The organism is Actinoplanes sp. NPDC051851 (assembly GCF_040681165.1).
In the GTDB taxonomy this organism is placed as follows: Bacteria; Actinomycetota; Actinomycetes; order Mycobacteriales; family Micromonosporaceae; genus Actinoplanes.
In genome coordinates, this window is sequence record NZ_JBFAYF010000001.1 from 273,991 (window position 1) to 291,646 (window position 17,656).

A 17,656-nucleotide genomic window follows, 5' to 3' on the forward strand; every position below is an offset into this window, starting at 1 on the left:
CCGAGACGGACCCGACAGGCGCCGCGGCGGAAACGACGGGCGCCGCGGCGGACCGGGTGGCGGGCGCCGGGAGCGTGCCGGTCACCGCGTTCGTCCGGCTCAAGCTGCGGATCACCCGGAACGGGCTGCGCGGCCGCCCCGCCCGGGTGGTGCTCTTCGTGCTCGGGGCCTCCGCCGCCTCCTTCCTGGCCGTCGTCGGGTACGCCGTCTTCGCGCTGCCCGGCATGCTCGGTAACCCACGGGTGGCCGGCATGCTGCTGCCGTTCGGCGGCGGGCTGCTGGTGCTCGGCTGGCTCTTCCTCCCGCTGCTCTTCTTCGGCGTCGACGAGTCGCTCGACCCGGCCCGGTTCGCGCTGCTGCCGCTGACCCGGCGCACCCTGATCACCGGGCTCGGCACGGCCGCCCTGGTCGGGTTGCCCGCGCTGGCCACCCTCTGCGCGACGGCCGGGATGGTGGACACCGCGGCCCGGCTCGGCGGGCCCGGCGCCGCGCTGACGGAACTGGCCGGAGTGGTCGGCGGGCTGCTCCTCTGCGTGGCCCTGAGCCGGGCGGTGACCAGCGCCTTCGCCACGGCGTTGCGGGGGCGGCGGGCCCGGGACACGGCGACCATCCTGCTGGCCCTGGTGGCCGCCTCGGTCGGTCCGCTCCAGCTGCTCCTGCTCGGGCTGGTGGACCGCGCGGACTGGGACAGCGCGGCGGCGATCGCGGAGGTGGCCGGCTGGACCCCGCTCGGCGCCCCGTACTCGGTCGGCCTCGACGTGGCGGCGGGGCGGCTGTGGGCCGTACCCGCAAAGCTCTTGATCCTGATCGTGGCGGTCTCCGGTCTTCTCTGGTGGTGGGGGCGGACGCTGGAGCGGGCCATGCTCGGCGCCGCGACCGGCGCAGGGGCGCGCGCGGCCAGGCCGACCGGGCGCGGACCCGTCGACGAGCTGATGTTCCGGTGGCTGCCACGCTCGCGGTTCGGGGCCCTGGTCGCGCGGGAGACCCGCTACTGGTGGCGGGAGACCCGGCGGCGCGCCACCCTGGTGACCCTCACCGCCGCGGGGGTCTTCCTCCCTCTGGCCAGCGTGTTCGCCCCGATCACCGGCACGGACGGCGGCGGTGGCGGTGCCGGCGGGATGGCCTTCGTGGTCGGTGCGATCGCGCCGATCGCGCTGGCGAACCAGTTCGGGTACGACGGCGGCGCGTACGCCACGAATCTGGCCACCGGGGTGCCGGGCCGGGTCGAGGTGCACTCGAGGGCCGCCGCGCACGCCCTGTTCACGGTCCCGATCCTGCTGCTCGTGGCGGTGGTGACCGGCCTGCTCGACGGCCGTCCGGACATGATCCCGGCCCGGCTCGGGACGCTGCTCGCGGTCTACGGCACCGGGCTGGCGATGGTGCTGCCGCTCTCGGTGCGCGCCGCGTTCGCGCTGCCCGAGTCGACCGGGCCGTTCGCGCTCTCCTCCGGCGGCGGGCTGGCCAAGGGTCTGCCCACGCTGGCCGCGATGATCGGCACGATGGTCGTCTCGCTGCCGGTGGTGCTGACCGGGCTGCTGCTCCCGCCGCTCTGGCTCTGGGTGGGCCTGCCGCTCGGTCTCGGGTACGGGACGGTGGCGTACCTGATCGGCTCGACCCTCGCCGGCGCCCTGCTGGACCGGCGCATGCCCGAGGTACTGGCCGCGGTCACCCCGCGCTGAGTCACCGGACTTTTCGGATTCCCTCGCGCTTGACGAAGATCAGGCGGCGCTCGATCGCGTCGCCGGAGGGGCCGAGGACGTAGCCCTCGATCCAGAGCCAGCCGTCGTACGTGATCCGCGGATCGACCCGGATCACCCGGAACGTCAGCGCGCGGTCCCCCGCGAACTGGACACTCGCGGCACTCCCGACATGGAGCACCTCGCCCGCGCGCGGCAGGTCGCCGGTCATCCGCCACCCCCCAACCGACATTACACAGAATGTATATGACGATCACAGCCTGTCGATCGTCCACTTTCGAGAGTGAGTGGGAGATGATCCGATCGTCGCCCGTCGTCATTCGCTCGTCGGAAGGAGTCACCGGCATGCCGGCCACCGTTCCCGAGGTGCCCGACGACCGGATCCGAGCACGTCAACGGCAGCTCGCCGGCGATCTTCGCGCCCAGATCCTGGCCGGCGACATCGGCCCCGGCGAACGCATCCCGAGCACCGCCGCGCTGACCCGCCGGTACGCCGTCAACAACATGACGGTCACCCGGGCACTCGCCATCCTCAAGGCGGAGGGCCTGCTCACCGGCCACAAGGGAAGGTCGGTGGTGACCACCGGCCGCCGGCCCGCCGAGATCCCGGCCGCCGCGGACCGACCACCCGGCGGGGCGCCCGCCACGGTCGGCGAGGTGCCCGCGCCGGCCCCGGTCGCCGAGGCGCTCGGCCTGGACCGGGACGAGCCGGTGCTACGCCGGCATCACGTGCGCCTGCTCGACGGGGAACCGGCCGAGCTGATCTGGTCGTACTACCCGCTACCGGTGGCGTACGGCAGCGCCCTGACCGAGGCGGATCCCCTGCCCGGTGGCGCGCCCGCGGTGCTCGCCGCGCTGGGCCATCCGCTGCGGCGCGCGATCGACCGGGTCTCGGTCCGCCCGGCCACGGTGACCGAGCTGATCGCCCTGCGGCTGCCGGGTGACGTGCCGGTGCTCCGTCAGTTCCGGATCGGGTTCACCGACGGGGACCGGCCGGTCGAGGTGACCGTGATGATCAAGGCCGGCCAGCGGTTCGAGATCCGTTACGACCTGCCGGTGCCGCCGGGTTGACCGGGCGCACCGGTCGCAGCCCGGCCTGGCGTACGAAGATCCGCCGCCGCTGCAGCGCGTTGCCCGCCGGACCGAGGACGTAGCCGTCCAGCCAGATCCAGCCGTCGTAGGTGATCCGCGGGTCGACCCGGATGACCCGGAAGGTCAGTGCCCGGTCGCCGGCGAACTGAACACTCGCCTCGACGCCGACCTGGACGACGTCACCCGGCCGCAGCGCTTGCTCGGGCATGCGGCATCCCCTTCCGAAAGACCTTCTGAGGAAAATAGCTGTTGATCAATTGATTCGGGTAGCCACGTGCAGGATTTGTAAACGGGAGAATGATCGGGTGAGCACCGATGAGCCGGGTGGACGCATTCACTCCACCGATCCGTTCGCCGTCCCCGACACGGCGAAGTCCCCGACCCGGCGCCTCCGCGGCCGCCTCGCCGCCCCGGTCACGCTCTGGACCACGCCGGGCCCGTCCGGATTGACCGTCTCCTCCGTCCTGGTCGCCGACGGCGATCCGGGCCGGGTCCTCGGGCTGATCGACGAGGAGAGCGACTTCTGGGACGCGGTCTCGGCGAGCGGCCGGTTCGCGGTGATCCCGCTGACCCCGGCCGACCGGCAGCTGGCCGACCGGTTCGCCGGGCTGATGCCCGCGCCGGGCGGGCTCTTCGCCGCCGGCGAGTGGCGGCAGACCGGGTACGGCCCGGTACCCGCGGACGCCGGGACCTGGGCCGGGTGCCGCCTCGACGCCGAGCGGCCGTGCGGCTGGGCCCTGCTGGTCGAGGCGGTCATCGAGACGATCGAGGTCGGCGAGGCCGCGGAGCCGCTGGTCCACTATCGAGGCAGATACCGCTGAGCGCAGTCAGATCACCACTCAGCGCACACCTCGACCGGCGGCTCGGAGGGCCGCCGTTTCCTTCGTACGGTGCCGGAAAGTCCGCCCACCCCCACGAAGGTGGTGAATCCGAGTGCCGGCATCCTCCGAGAGATACCTCGAGGTGCAGAACTCCGAGGAATTCGATCGACTGCGCACCACCCTGCGCCGCTTCATCTTCCCGACCACGGTCGCGTTCATCCTCTGGTACGCCCTCTATGTGCTGCTCTCCGCGTACGCGCGGGACTTCATGGCGATCAAGCTGATCGGCCACGTCAACGTCGCGCTGATCTTCGGCCTGCTGCAGTTCCTCTCCACATTCCTGATCGCCTGGTACTACTCCCGGTACGCGGCCCAGAAGCTGGACCCGCTCGCCGACCAGATCCACGACGGTGTCGAGGGGAGCTCCGAATGACGCCGGATCCGTTTCTCGCCGCCGAGGCGACGTCCAGCACCTCGCGGACGCTGACCATCACGCTCTTCCTGGTCTTCGTGGCGATCACCCTGGGCATCACCATCTGGGCCAGCCGGCAGACCAAGACGGCCACCGACTTCTACGCCGGCGGCCGCCAGTTCTCCGGCTTCCAGAACGGCATGGCGATCGGCGGCGACTACATGTCGGCCGCCTCGTTCCTCGGCATCGCCGGCCTGATCGCGCTCTACGGCTACGACGGCTTCCTCTACTCCATCGGCTTCCTGGTCGCGTGGCTGGTCGCGCTCCTGCTGGTCGCCGAGTTCCTGCGCAACTCCGGCCGGTACACGATGGCCGACGTGCTGGCCTTCCGGATGCGCCAGCGCCCGGTGCGTACCGCCGCCTCGGTCTCCACCGTGGTGGTGTCGATCTTCTACCTGATCGCGCAGATGGTCGGCGCCGGCGCGCTGGTCTCGCTGCTGCTCGGGATCACCGCCGACCAGACGTTCCTGGGGCTCACCGCGGCGCAGGCCAAGGTCTGGACGATCATCCTGGTCGGCGCGCTGATGATCGTGTACGTGGTGGTCGGCGGCATGAAGGGCACCACGTACGTGCAGATCGTCAAGGCGTTCATGCTGATGACCGGCGCGTTCGTGATGGTCCTGCTGGTGCTCGCGCACTACCGGTTCAACCTGTCCAGCCTGCTCGGTGACGCCGCCGCGCAGTCCGGCAAGGGCGACGCGTTCCTCGAACCGGGCCTGCGGTACGGCGTCGAGAAGCCCACCGGGCTGGAGACGTTCTACAGCAAGATGGACCTGCTCTCGCTCGGCCTCGCGCTGGTGCTCGGCACGGCCGGTCTGCCGCACATCCTGACCCGGTTCTACACCGTGCCGACCGCCCGGATCGCCCGCAAGAGCGTGCTCTGGGCGATCGGCATCATCGGCACGTTCTACCTTTTCACCCTGGCTCTGGGCTTCGGCGCGGCGGCCCTGGTGGGCGGCACCGCGATCACCGCCCAGGACAAGGCGGGCAACACCGCGGCACCACAGCTGGCCCAGAAGCTGGGCGTCGACTACTTCGGCGGGGACACCGGCGGGGCGATCCTGCTGGCGATCATCGCGGCGGTCGCCTTCGCCACCATCCTGGCCGTGGTCGCCGGTCTGACCCTGGCGTCGTCGTCCAGCACCGCGCACGACTTCTACGCCAGCGTGCTCAAGCGGGGCACCGCCTCGGAGCGTGAGGAGGTCCGGGTCGCCCGGTTCGCCGCGCTGATCATCGGCGCGATCGCCATCGCCCTGTCGATCTTCGCGCAGAGCCTGAACGTGGCGTTCCTGGTGGCCCTCGCCTTCGCGGTGGCGGCCTCGGCGAACCTGCCGGCGATCCTGTACAGCCTCTTCTGGCGGCGGTTCAACACCTCGGGCGCGCTCTGGTCGATCTACGGCGGACTGGCCAGCGCGGTGATCCTGGTGTTCTTCTCGCCGGTCGTCTCGGGCTCGGCCACGGCCATGTTCCCGGAGCAGGACTGGCACTGGTTCCCGCTCTCCAACCCGGGCATCATCTCCATCCCGCTCGGTTTCCTCTTCGGCTGGCTGGGCACCGTGCTCTCCAAGGAGAGCGAGCCGGAGAAGTACGCGGAGCTCGAGGTCCGGTCGCTGACCGGGCACGGGGCGCACTGATCCGTGGGTTCGGGGCTCCTGACGGGGAGCCCCGACTCCCACCTTCGTGCCGTCGCGCGTCGAGAATCCGGATCGGTGGCCGTACCGACCTAATCTGGGTGCATGTCTGCGACCACCTCCCCCAGCGGCAATTCCCCCGGGCGGGCCTCCGTCCCGCCGTCCGGCGGCTATTCCGCGCCGCCGGGGGACCGTGACCGCTCCTACCCGCGGCCCGACCGGGGCCACTCGTACCAGGGCGGCAAGGGACCCCGGCTGCGCCCGAAGTGGGGCCGGATCCTGCTGGTCGCCGGCGCGGTCGTGCTGGTGCTCGCGCTGGTGCTCGGCATCTACGCGTACAACAAGCTGACCGGCCTGGACGAGAACCTGAAGCGGACCGACGCGTTCGCCGACATCACCGACGGGCGGCCGGAGAAGACCGTCGACGGCGCGTTCAACATCCTGCTGGTCGGCAGCGACTCGCGGGATCCGGACAGCAAGACCGACTCGGCCAACGCCTGGCGCGCGGACACGCTGATGATCATGCACGTGCCGGCCGACCACAAGAGCGCGCAGATCGTCTCGATCCCCCGCGACCTGTGGGTGAACATCCCGAGCGGCAACAACGCGGCGTGCAGCACCGGCAGCCGCGCCAAGATCAACGCGGCGTTCGCCTTCGGTGGCCTGCCGCGGGCGGTCCGCACCGTCGAGTGCATGACCGACGTGCACCTGGACCACGTGATGGCGATCGACTTCGGCGGCTTCAAGGAGGTCACCGACGCGCTCGGCGGCGTGGACCTCAACGTCGACCAGACCATCACGTCGATCCACAAGCCGTACCGGAAGTTCACCAAGGGCATGATGCACATGAACGGCGCGCAGGCCCTGGACTGGGTGCGCCAGCGCAAGCAGTTCGCCCGCGGCGACTTCGCCCGGATGCAGCACCAGCAGCAGTTCCTCAAGGCGATCATGGACAAGGCGGCCAGCAGCGGCACGCTGACCAGCCCGACCAAGCTGAGCGCGTTCCTCGATGCGGTCACCGCGGCGGTCACCGTCGACCAGGACTTCTCGCTGGAGGACATGGTCGTGCAGTTCCGCAGCCTGCGCGGCGACAACCTCACCTTCATCACCAGCCCCAACAAGGGCAGCGAGACCATCAGCGGCCAGTCGGTGGTGGTCTCGGACAAGGAGAAGGCGATCGCCCTCTACGACGCGATGGCCGCCGACACGATGACGGAATGGCTCGCCGAAAACGCTAAGAAGAACTGACGACCGGCCGGTCACTCAGCCGGGGTCGTGAGCGTCCGTATGGTCTTACATGACGCTCACGGCCCGGCGTGCGTTCGCCCCGCTCTGGGCCAAGCTGACCATCGCGCTCGGGATGGTGCTGACGCTGGCCGCAGGCTCCGCGCTCGCCGCCGGCCAGGTGCTGCTCCACCGGGCCACCAGCACGATCGTCCAGGCGAACCTGACCGGGGGCGCGGCGAAGACGGTCGCCCAGGGCGCCGACTTCGACAACCTGGTCGGGCCGGTCGACCTGCTGCTGATGGGCGTGGACGCGCGGGAGCGCTGGGCCGAGGACGCCCTGCACGCGGACACCATCATCATCCTGCACATCCCGGCCAGCCACGACCGGGCGTACCTGATCTCCATCCCGCGGGACACCGAGGTGACGGTGCCGGCGTTCCCCCGCAACGGCTACCCGGGCGGGACCGTGAAGGCCACCGAGGCGTTCTTCTGGGGCGCGCAGCACGGCGGCGGCTGGACCGGCGGCGCCCAGCTGCTCGCCGCCACCCTGAAGAACATGACCGGGATCAGCTTCGACGGTGCCGCGATCATCAACTTCGGCGGTTTCAAGAGCGTCATCGACCGGCTCGGCGGCGTACACCTCTGCGTCGACCAGCAGGTCGTCTCGCATCACATGGTCTACGTCGGCGGACGGCCGATGTACCTGGCCGAGGCCCGCCGGACCGGCCGGCCGATGAAGCCGGTCGTGCACCGGGTCGGCTGCCGGGACATGGCGGGCTGGAAGGCGCTCGACTACGCCCGGCAGCGCTACGGCCTGAAGAACGGCGACTACGACCGGCAGCGCCACCAGCAGCAGCTGGTCAAGGCGATGGCGAAGAAGGCGGCGCGCACCGGCCTCCTCTCCAACCCGGTCAAGATCGCGGGATTGCTCCAGGCGGCCGGGAGGTCGCTGGTGGTGGACACCGGTTACGTGTCGATCGCCGACTACGCGCTCAGCCTCAAGAAGGTCGCGGCCAACGACATGGTGCTGCTGCGGACCAACGACGGGACGTTCGCCGGCAACGCCAACGGCCGGGAGGGCGTCACCGCCAAGAGCGCCCTGATGTACGCCGCCGTCAAGCAGGATCGGCTCGACCGGTTCATCCTGAGCAACCCGGACGTCGTCGCCACCGAGAAGTGAGCCCGCCGTACGCTGAATCCCGTGTTCGGACCTCAGGTACCCAGCGTGACCGCTGATCAAGTCTCCCCCGACGCCTACCTGCTCGACGTGCGCGAGCCGGACGAGTGGACCGCGGGCCACGCCCCCGGCGCCCACCACCTGCCGATGATGGAGGTCCCGGCCCGGATGGCCGAGGTGCCTCAGGACGGCGAGGTGGTCGTGATCTGCCGGTCCGGCGGGCGCTCCGGCCAGGTCGTGGCCTACCTGGTCAACAACGGGTGGGACAACGTCCGCAACATGGAGGGCGGGATGCGGTCCTGGGCGACCGCCGGCCGTGACGTGGTCAGCGAGGACGGGCAACCGGCCCGGGTGTTGTGACCACCGGATACCGCCCGCTCGTCTTCGCGCACCGCGGCGGCGCCGACGCGCTGCCCGAGCACACGCTCGGGGCGTACCTCCGTGCGCTGGAGGAGGGGGCGGACGGCCTGGAGTGCGATGTCCGTCTCACCCGGGACGGGCATCTGGTCTGCGTGCACGACCGCGGACTCAAGCGCACCAGTAACGGGAAAGGCCTGGTCAGCCGCCGTACGCTGGCCGAGCTGGAACGGCTCGACTTCGGCTCCTGGCACCCCGGCTACCCGGCCGACGAGGAGCTGCCCGACCTGAGCCGCCTGCTCACCCTGGAGCGGCTGCTGGAGGCGGTGCTGGGCTGCGGGCGCCCGGTCAAACTCCTGATCGAGACCAAACACCCCTCCGTGTACGGCGCGGAGGTGGAGCGCCGGCTGATCAAACTGCTGCGGAGGTACGGCCTCGCCGACCCGAAGCCCGACGACCCGGTGCAGGTGACGGTGATGTCGTTCGCGGCGCTCGCCCTGCGCCGGATCCGCGCCAAGACGCCCGCCATACCCACCGTCTACCTGCTGGAGCTCCTCCCGCCCGGGGTCGGCAAGGGGAAGCTGCCGTTCGGGTCGCGGATCGCCGGTCCCGGGGTGGAGTTGGTCCGCAACCGGCCCGGGCTCCTCCCGGCGATGCGGGCGGCGGGCCACCGGACGTATGTCTGGACGGTGAACGAGCCGGCGGACCTGGAGCTGGTCCTGCGCAACCGGGTGGACGGCGTGATCAGCGATCGCCCGAAGTTCGTCCTGGACCACCTGGCCCGGCTCTCCTCCTGACGCGGCCCTCCTCCTTGACGCGGCCCTCCTCCTTGACTCGGCTCTCCTGCCGACCCGGCCGATCAGGTGATCGCCCGGCCCGGTCGCTCCGTCATGTGATCGTCGACACATTCGCACCAGGACGGGGGGCGAGGCAGACTCACAGACATGCCGGACCGCCCCGACTACCCCGCTCTGACCCTCGGCCAGATCGCGATCCTCGACCGCGTCAACGCCGGGGAGACCGGGCTCGCCGTGCTGCAACACCTGGTCCGGCTCGCCCAGGACGTGCTCGGCGCGCGCGGCGCCGGCTTCGCGGAGTACTCCGACGGCCACGGCCGGATCATCGCGGCCACCGGGGTCGGCGAGGCCGCGATCGGGCGCCGGGTGAAGAGCCCCGACGACCAGCGGCGCGGCGGCCGGCCCCTGCTGGTTCCGCTCGACTCGGTCAACGACGAGTTCGCCCGCCGGATCGAGGGCGGCGACCCGCGGCACATGCTCGGCGCCCGGTGCGAGGCGGGCGGCCGGTTCGCCGGGTCGCTGCACGTCTTCTTCGGCGCGGAGAGCGGGCAGCCGGAGCCCGAGCACCAGGCCGTGCTGGAGCTGCTGGCCGGGCTGGTCGGGCGGCTCTACCGCTCGTCCAACGGGCTGCCCTCGCACGGCCGGGACCCGGGCCAGGAGAACCAGAACCTCTGGGTCGCGGTCACCAGCCACGAGCTGCGTACCCCGGTCACCGTGATCAAGGGGTACGCGGACACGCTCACCAACCACTGGGAGACGCTCACCGATGCGGGGCGGCGCGATGCCGTACGCGTGATCGGCAACCGCGCCGGCGAGCTGGCCCGGCTGGTCGACCGGCTGCTCTCCGCGGCCAGTGACGACGGCGCGGTCGGCGCCAGCCCGGCGGGCCCGTTCGACCTCGTCGGGACGCTTCGTGAGGCGGTCGGCGAGTTGCCCGCCGTGCTCCGGGCACGCCTGCACCTGGGCGAGCTGCCCGAGGGGCTGCCTAAGGCGTACGGGAACCGGGATTCGATCGCCACCATCCTCACCGAGCTCGCCACCAACGCCGAGAAGTACTCGCCGCCGGAGACCACGGTCGAGGTCTGCGCCGGCACCGACGAGGACACGCTGCGCTTCCGGGTCTCCGACCGCGGCGCCGGGATCGCCCCGGAGCACGTGGAGCGGGCCTTCGAGCGGTACTGGCAGTCGGAGTCCGGCGATCATCGCCAGCCGGGCGCGGGGCTCGGCCTCTACCTCGTCCGCCGGCTGGTCGAGCGCCAGAACGGCTGGGTCTCGCTGCGCCCGCGCGAGGGCGGCGGCACGATCGCCGAGGTCCGTTTCCCCCGCGCGTGACCTGCTCGCCCGCCGCCCGCGAGACCACGCACGCCCCGCTCGTCCGTCCCCCCGGGAAGCCACGCGCGTCCCGTGCGTCCGTCCCCCGGGAAGCCACGCGCGTCCGGTGCGTTCGGCTTCCGGGAAGCCGCAGGTGACCAGGCTGCCGGGGCGGCGAGGGTGGCCCGCGTCACCACCCGCCGGGGAAGACCGCCTAGGCTGGTTCCTCGTGAGCAAGCGTCGCAAGCCCCGCGAGACCGCCCCGAAGACCAAGGTCCGGGACATCTTCGTCGCCCGCCCGTTCGAGGGTCTGGCCGACGAGCCCGAATGGGTCGCCCTCCGTGAGCTGGTCCCGGCCGCCTCGGCATCGCTGACCCTCAAGCCCGAGATCACCGCCGAGTACGGCGACCGCCCGGTCACCCTGTCGACCGTCCTGCCGATGGCGTGGCCCGCCATGATCCGCCGCGACGGCGAGGTCTTCGTCGGGCTGCAGCGGCACGTCCAGTCCGGTGACGTCTCCCGCGACCTGGCCGTGGCGATCCTGGCCGCGTTGCGTACCGAGCCGGGCGAGCCGGTCGCGGTCCCGTCGCTGCCCGGCGAGGGTCTCCGGCTGCAGGACATCCTCGCCGACGGCCCGCTCGACGTGACCATGCACGACGGCTTCGAGTACTGGCTCGACGCCGACCAGATCCAGGACGCCAACGTCAAGGCCTCGCTGGAGCGCGCCAACGCCTCGATCTACCCGACGGTCCGGCTCACCGCCGCGAAGGCCGCCTACTGGTGCCGGATCGCCCCGGACAAGGGTCACGTCCGCTGGGTGCTCGCCGACGACGAGGACCGGGCACTCGACGCGCTGGCCCGGCTCTCCGCCGCCGGCGACCTGCTGCTCGGCGAGGAGACCAAGTTCGCCGGCATGTTCCGCGCGCACGGCCTGCTGGTCCCGGTCTGGGACATCCCGGGCGAGCCGGAGGGCGCCGACTGGGAGGCCCCGCTCGCCGACTTCGCCAAGCGCTACGCGGACACCCTCGCCGTTGACGAGCCGCTCGACGCCGCCGCCCGCCGCGCCAAGCAGGGCCTGATCGGCCGCCAGCTCACCCTCCGCTGACCCACCCGCAAGCCCGGCACGTGGCCGGGGCCGTACCGCGCTGCCAGGTTCTGGCTGGTGCTCCAGGGTGTCTCGAGCGCAGCGAGAGACCCCTGAGCACCAGCCAGAACCTCGCGCCGCGCTACGGCCTCGAGTGGGCACGGTCGTCGCGTGGGGCGCAACCACTCACGCACGTCGCCCCGGAGGGCTGAGCGCTCTGGACGCGCCAGCGGCCGGCGAAGACCGCAGGGGCCCTCGGCGGGAGGGACGGTCCGCACCCCGTCCAACCGCCCTCCCGCCACCCTTGAAACGGACTGAAGGCTGCCGCCCCGCTACGACAATGGGTCTCTCGTGATCGGGCAGCTCATGCATCGGGGGCCGCCGCGGCCGGAGCCCAGCTCGGAGCCGCTGATCCGGACCACCTCGATGCCGGCGCGCTCGAGCTGGGCGTTCGTCTCGATGTTGCGCTCGTAGGCGACGCAGAGGCGCGGGGCGATGGCGAGCGTGTTGTTGCCGTCGTCCCACTGTTCGCGTTCGGCGGTGACCGGGTCGAGGCCGGTGTCGATGACGCGCAGGTGGTCGATGCCCATCGCCTCGGCGGCGGCCTCCAGGAACGGGCGGAGCGGGCGGATCGAGGTGTCGGTGATCGTCCAGGCGCGCAGGTCGTGGGCGACGTTCGGGTACATGACGACGGCGTCGACGTCCACCATGGTGCAGACCGTGTCGAGGTGCATGGTGGCGCGTTCCTGGGCGATCGGGACCACCAGCACGGTATGCGCGAGCCCGGCGCCGATGGCCCGGCGGGCGAGACGTTCGGCGCCGGCCGGGGTGGTGCGTTCGCCGACGCCGACGGCGAGCACGTCGGGGGCGAGCACCAGGACGTCGCCGCCCTCGACCGGTTCCAGCGTGGGGTCGTACAGGAGCTTCACGCCGGCGAAGCGCGGGTGGAAGCGGTAGATCGCGTGGGTGAGGGTGGTCTCCCGGCGCCGGGCGGGCATCGCCAGGCTGGTGACGGCGACCCGGTCGCGGACCCAGACCGCGGAGTCCCGGGTGAAGAGCAGGTTGGGGAGCGGATCGATGACGAAGTCGTGCTTGTCGAGCATCGCGTAGACGAGGCTGCCCGGGCTGGGCTTCATCTCCTCGTGTGCCAGGCCGGCGACAAGCACCCGGGCCAGGCCCTCGGGCGGCTGGTCGGCGAGGTAGTCGGCGACGCCGGCCCGCAGCGCGTCGCCGAGCCGGGGATCGTCCAGCACCCCGGCGGTCAGCTCGGCGCGGGCCTCGGGGACGGTCAGCGTCTCGGCGATCAGATCGTTGAGATAGATCACTTCCACGTCCCGGGAGCGGAGCGCCTCGGCGAATCCGTCGTGCTCCTCCTGGGCCCGGCCCACCCACGGGATGCCGTCGAAGAGGAGGGAGCCGCTGTTCCTCGGCGTCAATCTGGCCAGTTCGGGGCCGGGGCGGTGGAGCAGGACGGTACGGAGCCGGCTGACTTCACTGTCGACGTACACGGTCCGACGTTAGCCCGTACCGACCGCGATCGGGTGGTGACGTTATGACTAGATCTTGGGACGCCCATGCGTCGAATGAACTACCGCGTTAGCTTGAGAACCGTGGGTGTAGACCGCGCGAGATGCGCCATTAGCAAGAAGACGTTGTCCGTGAATGCGGCATTCACCCACCTTCCTTCCTCTTTCCTTCCTACCTCCCGACCTTTTCCGTAGGGGGTCGAGCACGTACGGTAGTTGGAAAAGAGAGCCCGTCTGACCTTTTGCCGGAGGTCGCAGTGACTGTCTTCCCCGCCCGCCCTGCCCTGCCCACCACGACATCCCGAGCCGCACTCACGTCCGGTCCGCCCGCACTCGAGGGTCCGCGCCTGACGCCCGCCGAGTGGGCCCGCCGCCGCCGTGCCGACCGGGAGGCCCGCCGCGTCGAAGCCGCGAGCGCCCGCGCGCTGACCCGGCTCGACCGCCTCGGGCCCAACTGGCACATCATCGACTGGCCGCGTTACGACATGACCCAGTCGTACTACGAGCCCGACCCGACCGACGACCGCGCGGGCTTCCTCGCGATCGGCCCGGGCGGCGTCTACGCCGTGAGCGTGGCCGACCACGGCCGCTCCCGCGTCCTGATCGCCGGGGACGTCGTCCAGATCAACGGGAAGCGCCCGAACTACGTGGCCGAGGCGCGCCGTGACGCCCGCCGGGCCGCCAAGGCGCTCACCGCCGTGGTCGGGCTGAACGTACCCGTCACCCCGGTCCTGGCCTTCGTCGGCTCCGGTGTGATCAGCGTCCACGGCCTCCCGAAGGACTGCCTGGTCGCCACCGACAAGGAGCTCGACCGGCTGCTGATCGCCGGGGGTGCGCGCCTCTCCCCGGCCACGGCGAGCAAACTTTCAGCCGTGGCTCAGAACCCGTCCACCTGGGCCAACGCGCCCTACCGGCCGGCGGGTGACTACCGTTGGTACAGCAACGGACAGACGGCCGCTGACAAGCGGTCGACCCGCCGGTAACGTTCCTTGCGAACGCCGTCGACGGCGCGCTCCGGCCTCGTGGTGACGAGACCGGGGCGCCCCGGTCGATGCGATGGAAGCGAGGAGGAGCGGGTGGCGCATGTTGAGCTCTCCCTCTCGGGAGCGTTCGTCCCCCAGGCACGCACACCGGCCGAGGCCGAGTTCGTCTCCAGCGTCGAGCGCTGGGCCGGCACCGTGGCCGCGGCCGAGGAGCCCTGCCTGATCATCGACGCCAGCGGACTGATCCTGGCCGTCTCACCGTCCTGCAGCGAGCTGCTCGGCCTGGGCAAGCCGGTCGAGGCGCTGGGCAAGCGGCTGAGCACCGCGCTGGAGCTGATCGACTTCACCGGGCTGGCCGGGCCGCTGGAAGGACCGGAAGCGGACAAGATCCCGCCGCTGCTCGCGGTCCGCAGCGAGCGCCTGGCCCGTGGCCTGATGCGGGTTCTCCCGGGTCCGGGCGAGCCGCCGCTGACCCTCGACGCGGTCTCCACGCCGCTGCTCGCGGGCGCCCGGGTGGCCGGTTCGCTGACCTTCCTGTCCCCGGTTCGCTACTGACACCCGGTTTGTCCATGGCGGTGTGGCGTTTGCCGCATGAGGCAACCATTGGGTGTTACCGATCCGTAACGTAGTCTGCCGTCATGCTCGATCTAGACCTGTTACCGGATGAGTACTCGGTGTGCCGCCTGCCGGCCGGCTCCACCCTGCCCGGCGCCCTCACCGCAGGTCCGGACGACAAGAGCGTCATCTCGGTGACCTGGGGCCTCGACGAGATCTCGATCATCTGCCCGGCCGGGCGCGTACCGGAGGGGGCCGAGGTCGACACGGCCTGGCGATGTCTGCGCGTCGCCGGGCTCGAGCTCGCCATGACCGGCGTGCTGGCCTCGCTGGTCGGGCCGCTCGCCGAGGCCCGGGTCAACATCGTCACGTTCTCCACGTTCGACACCGACTATCTGCTGGTGCCGACGGTACGGCTGACCGAGGCGGTCAACACGCTGACCGCCGCCGGGCATCGAATAGCTGGCTGACGATACGTCCGGCTCCTACCATGGTCGGGTGTCCCCCCGCACACATCGCCTCGCCCTGGCCACGGGCGCCCTATTGATGATCGGCGCCTGCGGTGCGCCGCCGAAGGTCCTACCCACCAGCGCGCCCCGCGCAGCCGGAAGCCTCTCGGCATCCCCGATCGCACCACCGCTGCCGTCCTATGCGGCACCCTCCGCCGTCGCGACCGCCCTTCCCGGATATACCGTGACATATCCGACTTTTCAGGTGCCGACCACCCTCGCGACCACCACGTCACCCACGCCGACGCCCACCCCCTCGCACGCCGCCACGTGCACCGGCCAGCCGACCGGCACCGAGATCCTCACCATGATCAAGGGGAAGGACGGCGTACCGGACGAGACATTGCAGGTGCAGGACGGGCCGTTCTGCTCGGGTGAGTGGTCGTTCACCACGGTGGAGATCGCCGGCAAGAGCGCCGACGAGCTGGAGCCGCTGATGGTGGTCGCCACCGGCAAGGGCAGCACGCTGACCTTCGTCGCGGCCGGTACCGACGTCTGCAACTCCCGGGTGCAGAGCGCGCCCGCCGGGATCCGGGTCATGGCCTGCGGCTTCTGACGGCCTAAACTGCACGTCATGCGCTTCACCTACCTCGGCCCCGAGGGCACCTTCACCGAGGCGGCCCTGCGCACGCTCCCCGCCGCCGAGCAGGGCGTGCGCATCCCGGCCCGGAGCGTGCCCGAGGCCGTCGAGGCGGTCCGCTCGGGCGACGTGGACGCCGCGCTGGTCCCCCTGGAGAACTCGGTGGGCGGCGCCATCCCGGTCACCCTGGACGAGCTGGTCACCGGCAGCCCGCTGATGATCACCCGGGAGGTGCTGCTGCCGGTCGAGTTCGTGCTCGCCGCCGACGGGCCCAAGCCGCTCGCCGGGCTGCGGCACATCGCGGCGCACCCGCAGGCCTCGGCCCAGTGCCGGCGCTGGCTGGAGTCGAACGTGCCGGACGCGGTCGTGGTCGACGTGCTCTCCAACGCGACCGCCGCGATCAACGCCGCCGCCGGGGAGTACGACGCGGCCCTCTGCGCGCCGATCGGCGTACCGCAGAACGGGCTGACCGTGCTCGCCGAGAAGGTGGCCGACCGGGCCGACGCGGTCACCCGGTTCGCCCTGCTCACCCGCCCCGCCCCGCCCGCGCCGCCGACCGGCGACGACGTGACCTCGCTGGCCGTCTCGATTCGGCACGACCAGGTGGGCGCGCTGCTCGCGGTGCTGACCGAGCTCGCCGTCCGGGGTGTCAACCTGTCCCGGATCGAGTCCCGCCCGACCGGCGAGCAGCTGGGGACGTACTTCTTCTTCCTGGACTGCACCGGCCACGTGGCCGAGGCCCGGGTCGGCGAGGCGCTGCAGGGCCTGCGCCGGATCTGCGCCGAGGTCCGCTTCCTGGGCAGTTACGCCCGGCACCGTCTGCAGCCCGAGGAGCCGGTCCCGGCCCCCGCGGGCCTCTCCGACACCGACTTCGACGGCTCCGCCACCTGGCTGGAGCGCATCCGTTCCGGGAAAATCTAACCCCAGCCCAGGTCGTGCAGGCGCTGGTCGTCGATGCCGAAGTGGTGGGCGATCTCGTGGACCACGGTGACCGCGACCTCGTCGATCACGTCGTCCTCCGACTCGCAGACCTTGAGGGTCGGCAGGCGGTACACGGTGATCCGGTCGGGCAGCGCGCCGGCGTAGTCCCAGCCGCGCTCGGTCAGCGCGGTGCCCTCGTAGAGGCCGAGCAGGTCGTCGCTGCCGTCCGGCGGGGCGTCCTCGACCAGGAAGACCACGTTGTTCATCAGGGAGAGCAACTCGTTGGGCACCTCGTCGAGCGCCTCGCCCACCAGTTCCTCGAAGCGCTCTCGACCCATGTCCACCGGCACGATCACCATTGTGCCTCGTGATGCTGTGTCGCGGTTATGAGCCGACACGGCACGAGTGTCCGTCACCCGGCCGTGCCGACAGGACAGGAGAGATCAGGACAGCGTGGCGGAGAGGCTGATCGCGGCGCCCGGCGAGAGCAGGCGCGAGATCGGGCAGTTCTCCTTGGCGTCCGCCGCGATCTTCTGGAAGGTCGCGTCGTCGATGCCGGGCACGACGCCGACGGTCTCCAGGTCGATGCGGGAGACCCCGAAGCCGGCGTCGGTCTTGTCCATGTGCACCTTGGCCACGGTCTCCACCGAGGTGGGCGTGAAGCCCGCGTCGGCGAGCCCCTTGGAGAACGCCATCGAGAAGCAGCCGGAGTGGGCCGCCGCGATGAGCTCCTCGGGGTTGGTGCCCTCGCCCTCCTCGAAGCGCGACTTGAACGAGTAGTTCCCGGAGAGACCACCCTTACCGGTCTTCACAGTGCCGGAACCCTCGGTGAGGTTCCCTTCCCAGCGGGCTGTAGCGGAACGAATAGGCATGAAGGAAACGCTAGCCCATTCGTGGCGCGCTGGAAGGCCGACCG

The 17,656-nt window shown here is 71.3% G+C and carries 21 protein-coding genes; 16 read left to right on the top strand and 5 right to left on the bottom strand.

What is annotated here, in order from left to right:
* Window positions 1–56 precede the first annotated feature (56 nt).
* Window positions 57–1,679, top strand: a complete 1,623-nt coding sequence (locus tag AB0M08_RS01290) for an ABC transporter permease (RefSeq protein ID WP_364487098.1) — start codon at window positions 57–59, stop codon at window positions 1,677–1,679.
* Window position 1,680: 1 nt separating this feature from the next.
* Here the strand turns inward: AB0M08_RS01290 and AB0M08_RS01295 are convergent, their stop codons facing one another.
* Window positions 1,681–1,908 (bottom strand): hypothetical protein, encoded by a 228-nt coding sequence (locus AB0M08_RS01295; RefSeq protein ID WP_364487101.1) that lies wholly within the window; start codon window positions 1,906–1,908, stop codon window positions 1,681–1,683.
* Between the two features lie 134 nt (window positions 1,909–2,042).
* On the opposite strand from AB0M08_RS01295, the gene AB0M08_RS01300 reads away from it, so the two are divergent.
* A complete protein-coding gene (locus AB0M08_RS01300; RefSeq protein ID WP_364486478.1) occupies window positions 2,043–2,768 on the top strand; it encodes a GntR family transcriptional regulator in 726 nt (241 codons plus the stop codon).
* Here AB0M08_RS01300 and AB0M08_RS01305 read toward each other — a convergent pair.
* A complete protein-coding gene (locus tag AB0M08_RS01305) occupies window positions 2,713–2,997 on the bottom strand; it encodes a hypothetical protein (protein ID WP_364486481.1) in 285 nt (94 codons plus the stop codon). The two genes, AB0M08_RS01300 and AB0M08_RS01305, sit on opposite strands and share 56 nt — an antisense overlap.
* A 49-nt stretch (window positions 2,998–3,046) precedes the next feature.
* Between AB0M08_RS01305 and AB0M08_RS01310 the strand changes: the two genes are divergently transcribed.
* The 9 genes from AB0M08_RS01310 to AB0M08_RS01350 all read left to right on the top strand — a co-directional run bounded on the left by AB0M08_RS01310 (window position 3,047) and on the right by AB0M08_RS01350 (window position 11,687).
* Window positions 3,047–3,610: a flavin reductase family protein gene (locus AB0M08_RS01310; protein ID WP_364487104.1), complete on the top strand. Its 564-nt coding sequence runs from the start codon at window positions 3,047–3,049 to the stop codon at window positions 3,608–3,610.
* A 106-nt stretch (window positions 3,611–3,716) separates the two neighbouring features.
* Entirely contained in the window at window positions 3,717–4,043 is a 327-nt protein-coding gene (locus AB0M08_RS01315; protein ID WP_364487107.1) for a DUF485 domain-containing protein, read from the top strand.
* Window positions 4,040–5,716: a cation acetate symporter gene (locus tag AB0M08_RS01320; protein WP_364486484.1), complete on the top strand. Its 1,677-nt coding sequence runs from the start codon at window positions 4,040–4,042 to the stop codon at window positions 5,714–5,716. Before AB0M08_RS01315 ends, AB0M08_RS01320 begins: the two co-directional genes overlap by 4 nt.
* Before the next feature lie 102 nt (window positions 5,717–5,818).
* Window positions 5,819–6,961 (top strand): LCP family protein, encoded by a 1,143-nt coding sequence (locus tag AB0M08_RS01325; RefSeq protein WP_364486487.1) that lies wholly within the window; start codon window positions 5,819–5,821, stop codon window positions 6,959–6,961.
* Window positions 6,962–7,010: 49 nt separating this feature from the next.
* Window positions 7,011–8,120 (top strand): LCP family protein, encoded by a 1,110-nt coding sequence (locus tag AB0M08_RS01330; protein WP_364486490.1) that lies wholly within the window; start codon window positions 7,011–7,013, stop codon window positions 8,118–8,120.
* A 21-nt stretch (window positions 8,121–8,141) separates the two neighbouring features.
* Complete coding sequence (locus AB0M08_RS01335) at window positions 8,142–8,477, top strand: rhodanese-like domain-containing protein (RefSeq protein WP_364486493.1); 336 nt, start codon at window positions 8,142–8,144, stop codon at window positions 8,475–8,477.
* Window positions 8,474–9,271, top strand: coding sequence for a glycerophosphodiester phosphodiesterase family protein (locus tag AB0M08_RS01340; RefSeq protein ID WP_364486496.1), 798 nt, complete (start codon window positions 8,474–8,476; stop codon window positions 9,269–9,271). Before AB0M08_RS01335 ends, AB0M08_RS01340 begins: the two co-directional genes overlap by 4 nt.
* 147 nt (window positions 9,272–9,418) lie before the next feature.
* The gene (locus AB0M08_RS01345; protein ID WP_364486498.1) at window positions 9,419–10,603 is read left to right on the top strand and encodes a HAMP domain-containing sensor histidine kinase; all 1,185 of its coding nucleotides are present in this window, start codon (window positions 9,419–9,421) and stop codon (window positions 10,601–10,603) included.
* A 208-nt stretch (window positions 10,604–10,811) separates the two neighbouring features.
* Window positions 10,812–11,687, top strand: coding sequence for a DUF5926 family protein (locus AB0M08_RS01350; protein WP_364486500.1), 876 nt, complete (start codon window positions 10,812–10,814; stop codon window positions 11,685–11,687).
* A 311-nt stretch (window positions 11,688–11,998) separates the two neighbouring features.
* Here the strand turns inward: AB0M08_RS01350 and AB0M08_RS01355 are convergent, their stop codons facing one another.
* Window positions 11,999–13,174: an arginine deiminase gene (locus tag AB0M08_RS01355; RefSeq protein ID WP_364486502.1), complete on the bottom strand. Its 1,176-nt coding sequence runs from the start codon at window positions 13,172–13,174 to the stop codon at window positions 11,999–12,001.
* 275 nt (window positions 13,175–13,449) lie between these two features.
* Between AB0M08_RS01355 and AB0M08_RS01360 the strand changes: the two genes are divergently transcribed.
* From AB0M08_RS01360 to pheA, 5 genes are all read left to right on the top strand, one after another.
* Complete coding sequence (locus AB0M08_RS01360) at window positions 13,450–14,175, top strand: hypothetical protein (protein ID WP_364486505.1); 726 nt, start codon at window positions 13,450–13,452, stop codon at window positions 14,173–14,175.
* Window positions 14,176–14,268: 93 nt separating this feature from the next.
* Entirely contained in the window at window positions 14,269–14,730 is a 462-nt protein-coding gene (locus tag AB0M08_RS01365) for a hypothetical protein (RefSeq protein ID WP_364486508.1), read from the top strand.
* An 83-nt stretch (window positions 14,731–14,813) separates the two neighbouring features.
* Entirely contained in the window at window positions 14,814–15,200 is a 387-nt protein-coding gene (locus tag AB0M08_RS01370) for an ACT domain-containing protein (RefSeq protein WP_364486511.1), read from the top strand.
* A gap of 28 nt (window positions 15,201–15,228) precedes the next feature.
* On the top strand, window positions 15,229–15,795 hold the full coding sequence (locus AB0M08_RS01375; protein ID WP_364486514.1) for a hypothetical protein: 567 nt from the start codon (window positions 15,229–15,231) through the stop codon (window positions 15,793–15,795).
* A gap of 18 nt (window positions 15,796–15,813) precedes the next feature.
* The gene (gene pheA, locus AB0M08_RS01380; protein WP_364486517.1) at window positions 15,814–16,740 is read left to right on the top strand and encodes a prephenate dehydratase; all 927 of its coding nucleotides are present in this window, start codon (window positions 15,814–15,816) and stop codon (window positions 16,738–16,740) included.
* On the opposite strand, the gene AB0M08_RS01385 is transcribed toward pheA, so the two are convergent.
* Window positions 16,737–17,090, bottom strand: a complete 354-nt coding sequence (locus AB0M08_RS01385; RefSeq protein ID WP_364486520.1) for a metallopeptidase family protein — start codon at window positions 17,088–17,090, stop codon at window positions 16,737–16,739. The two genes, pheA and AB0M08_RS01385, sit on opposite strands and share 4 nt — an antisense overlap.
* A gap of 93 nt (window positions 17,091–17,183) precedes the next feature.
* Window positions 17,184–17,612 carry an OsmC family protein gene (locus tag AB0M08_RS01390; RefSeq protein WP_364486523.1) on the bottom strand — a complete coding sequence of 143 codons (429 nt, stop codon included), beginning with the start codon at window positions 17,610–17,612 and terminating at the stop codon, window positions 17,184–17,186.
* Window positions 17,613–17,656: the final 44 nt, after the last annotated feature.

Excerpts from the sequence above, each read along its gene's own strand:
- AB0M08_RS01325 (WP_364486487.1), top strand. The coding sequence starts at position 5,819 with ATGTCTGCGACCACCTCCCCCAGCGGCAATTCCCCCGGGCGGGCCTCC.
- AB0M08_RS01370 (WP_364486511.1), top strand. The coding sequence starts at position 14,814 with ATGCTCGATCTAGACCTGTTACCGGATGAGTACTCGGTGTGCCGCCTG.
- AB0M08_RS01300 (WP_364486478.1), top strand. The coding sequence starts at position 2,043 with ATGCCGGCCACCGTTCCCGAGGTGCCCGACGACCGGATCCGAGCACGT.
- AB0M08_RS01345 (WP_364486498.1), top strand. The coding sequence starts at position 9,419 with ATGCCGGACCGCCCCGACTACCCCGCTCTGACCCTCGGCCAGATCGCG.
- AB0M08_RS01305 (WP_364486481.1), bottom strand. The coding sequence starts at position 2,997 with ATGCCCGAGCAAGCGCTGCGGCCGGGTGACGTCGTCCAGGTCGGCGTC.
- AB0M08_RS01320 (WP_364486484.1), top strand. The coding sequence starts at position 4,040 with ATGACGCCGGATCCGTTTCTCGCCGCCGAGGCGACGTCCAGCACCTCG.
- AB0M08_RS01330 (WP_364486490.1), top strand. The coding sequence starts at position 7,011 with ATGACGCTCACGGCCCGGCGTGCGTTCGCCCCGCTCTGGGCCAAGCTG.
- AB0M08_RS01295 (WP_364487101.1), bottom strand. The coding sequence starts at position 1,908 with ATGACCGGCGACCTGCCGCGCGCGGGCGAGGTGCTCCATGTCGGGAGT.
- pheA (WP_364486517.1), top strand. The coding sequence starts at position 15,814 with ATGCGCTTCACCTACCTCGGCCCCGAGGGCACCTTCACCGAGGCGGCC.
- AB0M08_RS01390 (WP_364486523.1), bottom strand. The coding sequence starts at position 17,612 with ATGCCTATTCGTTCCGCTACAGCCCGCTGGGAAGGGAACCTCACCGAG.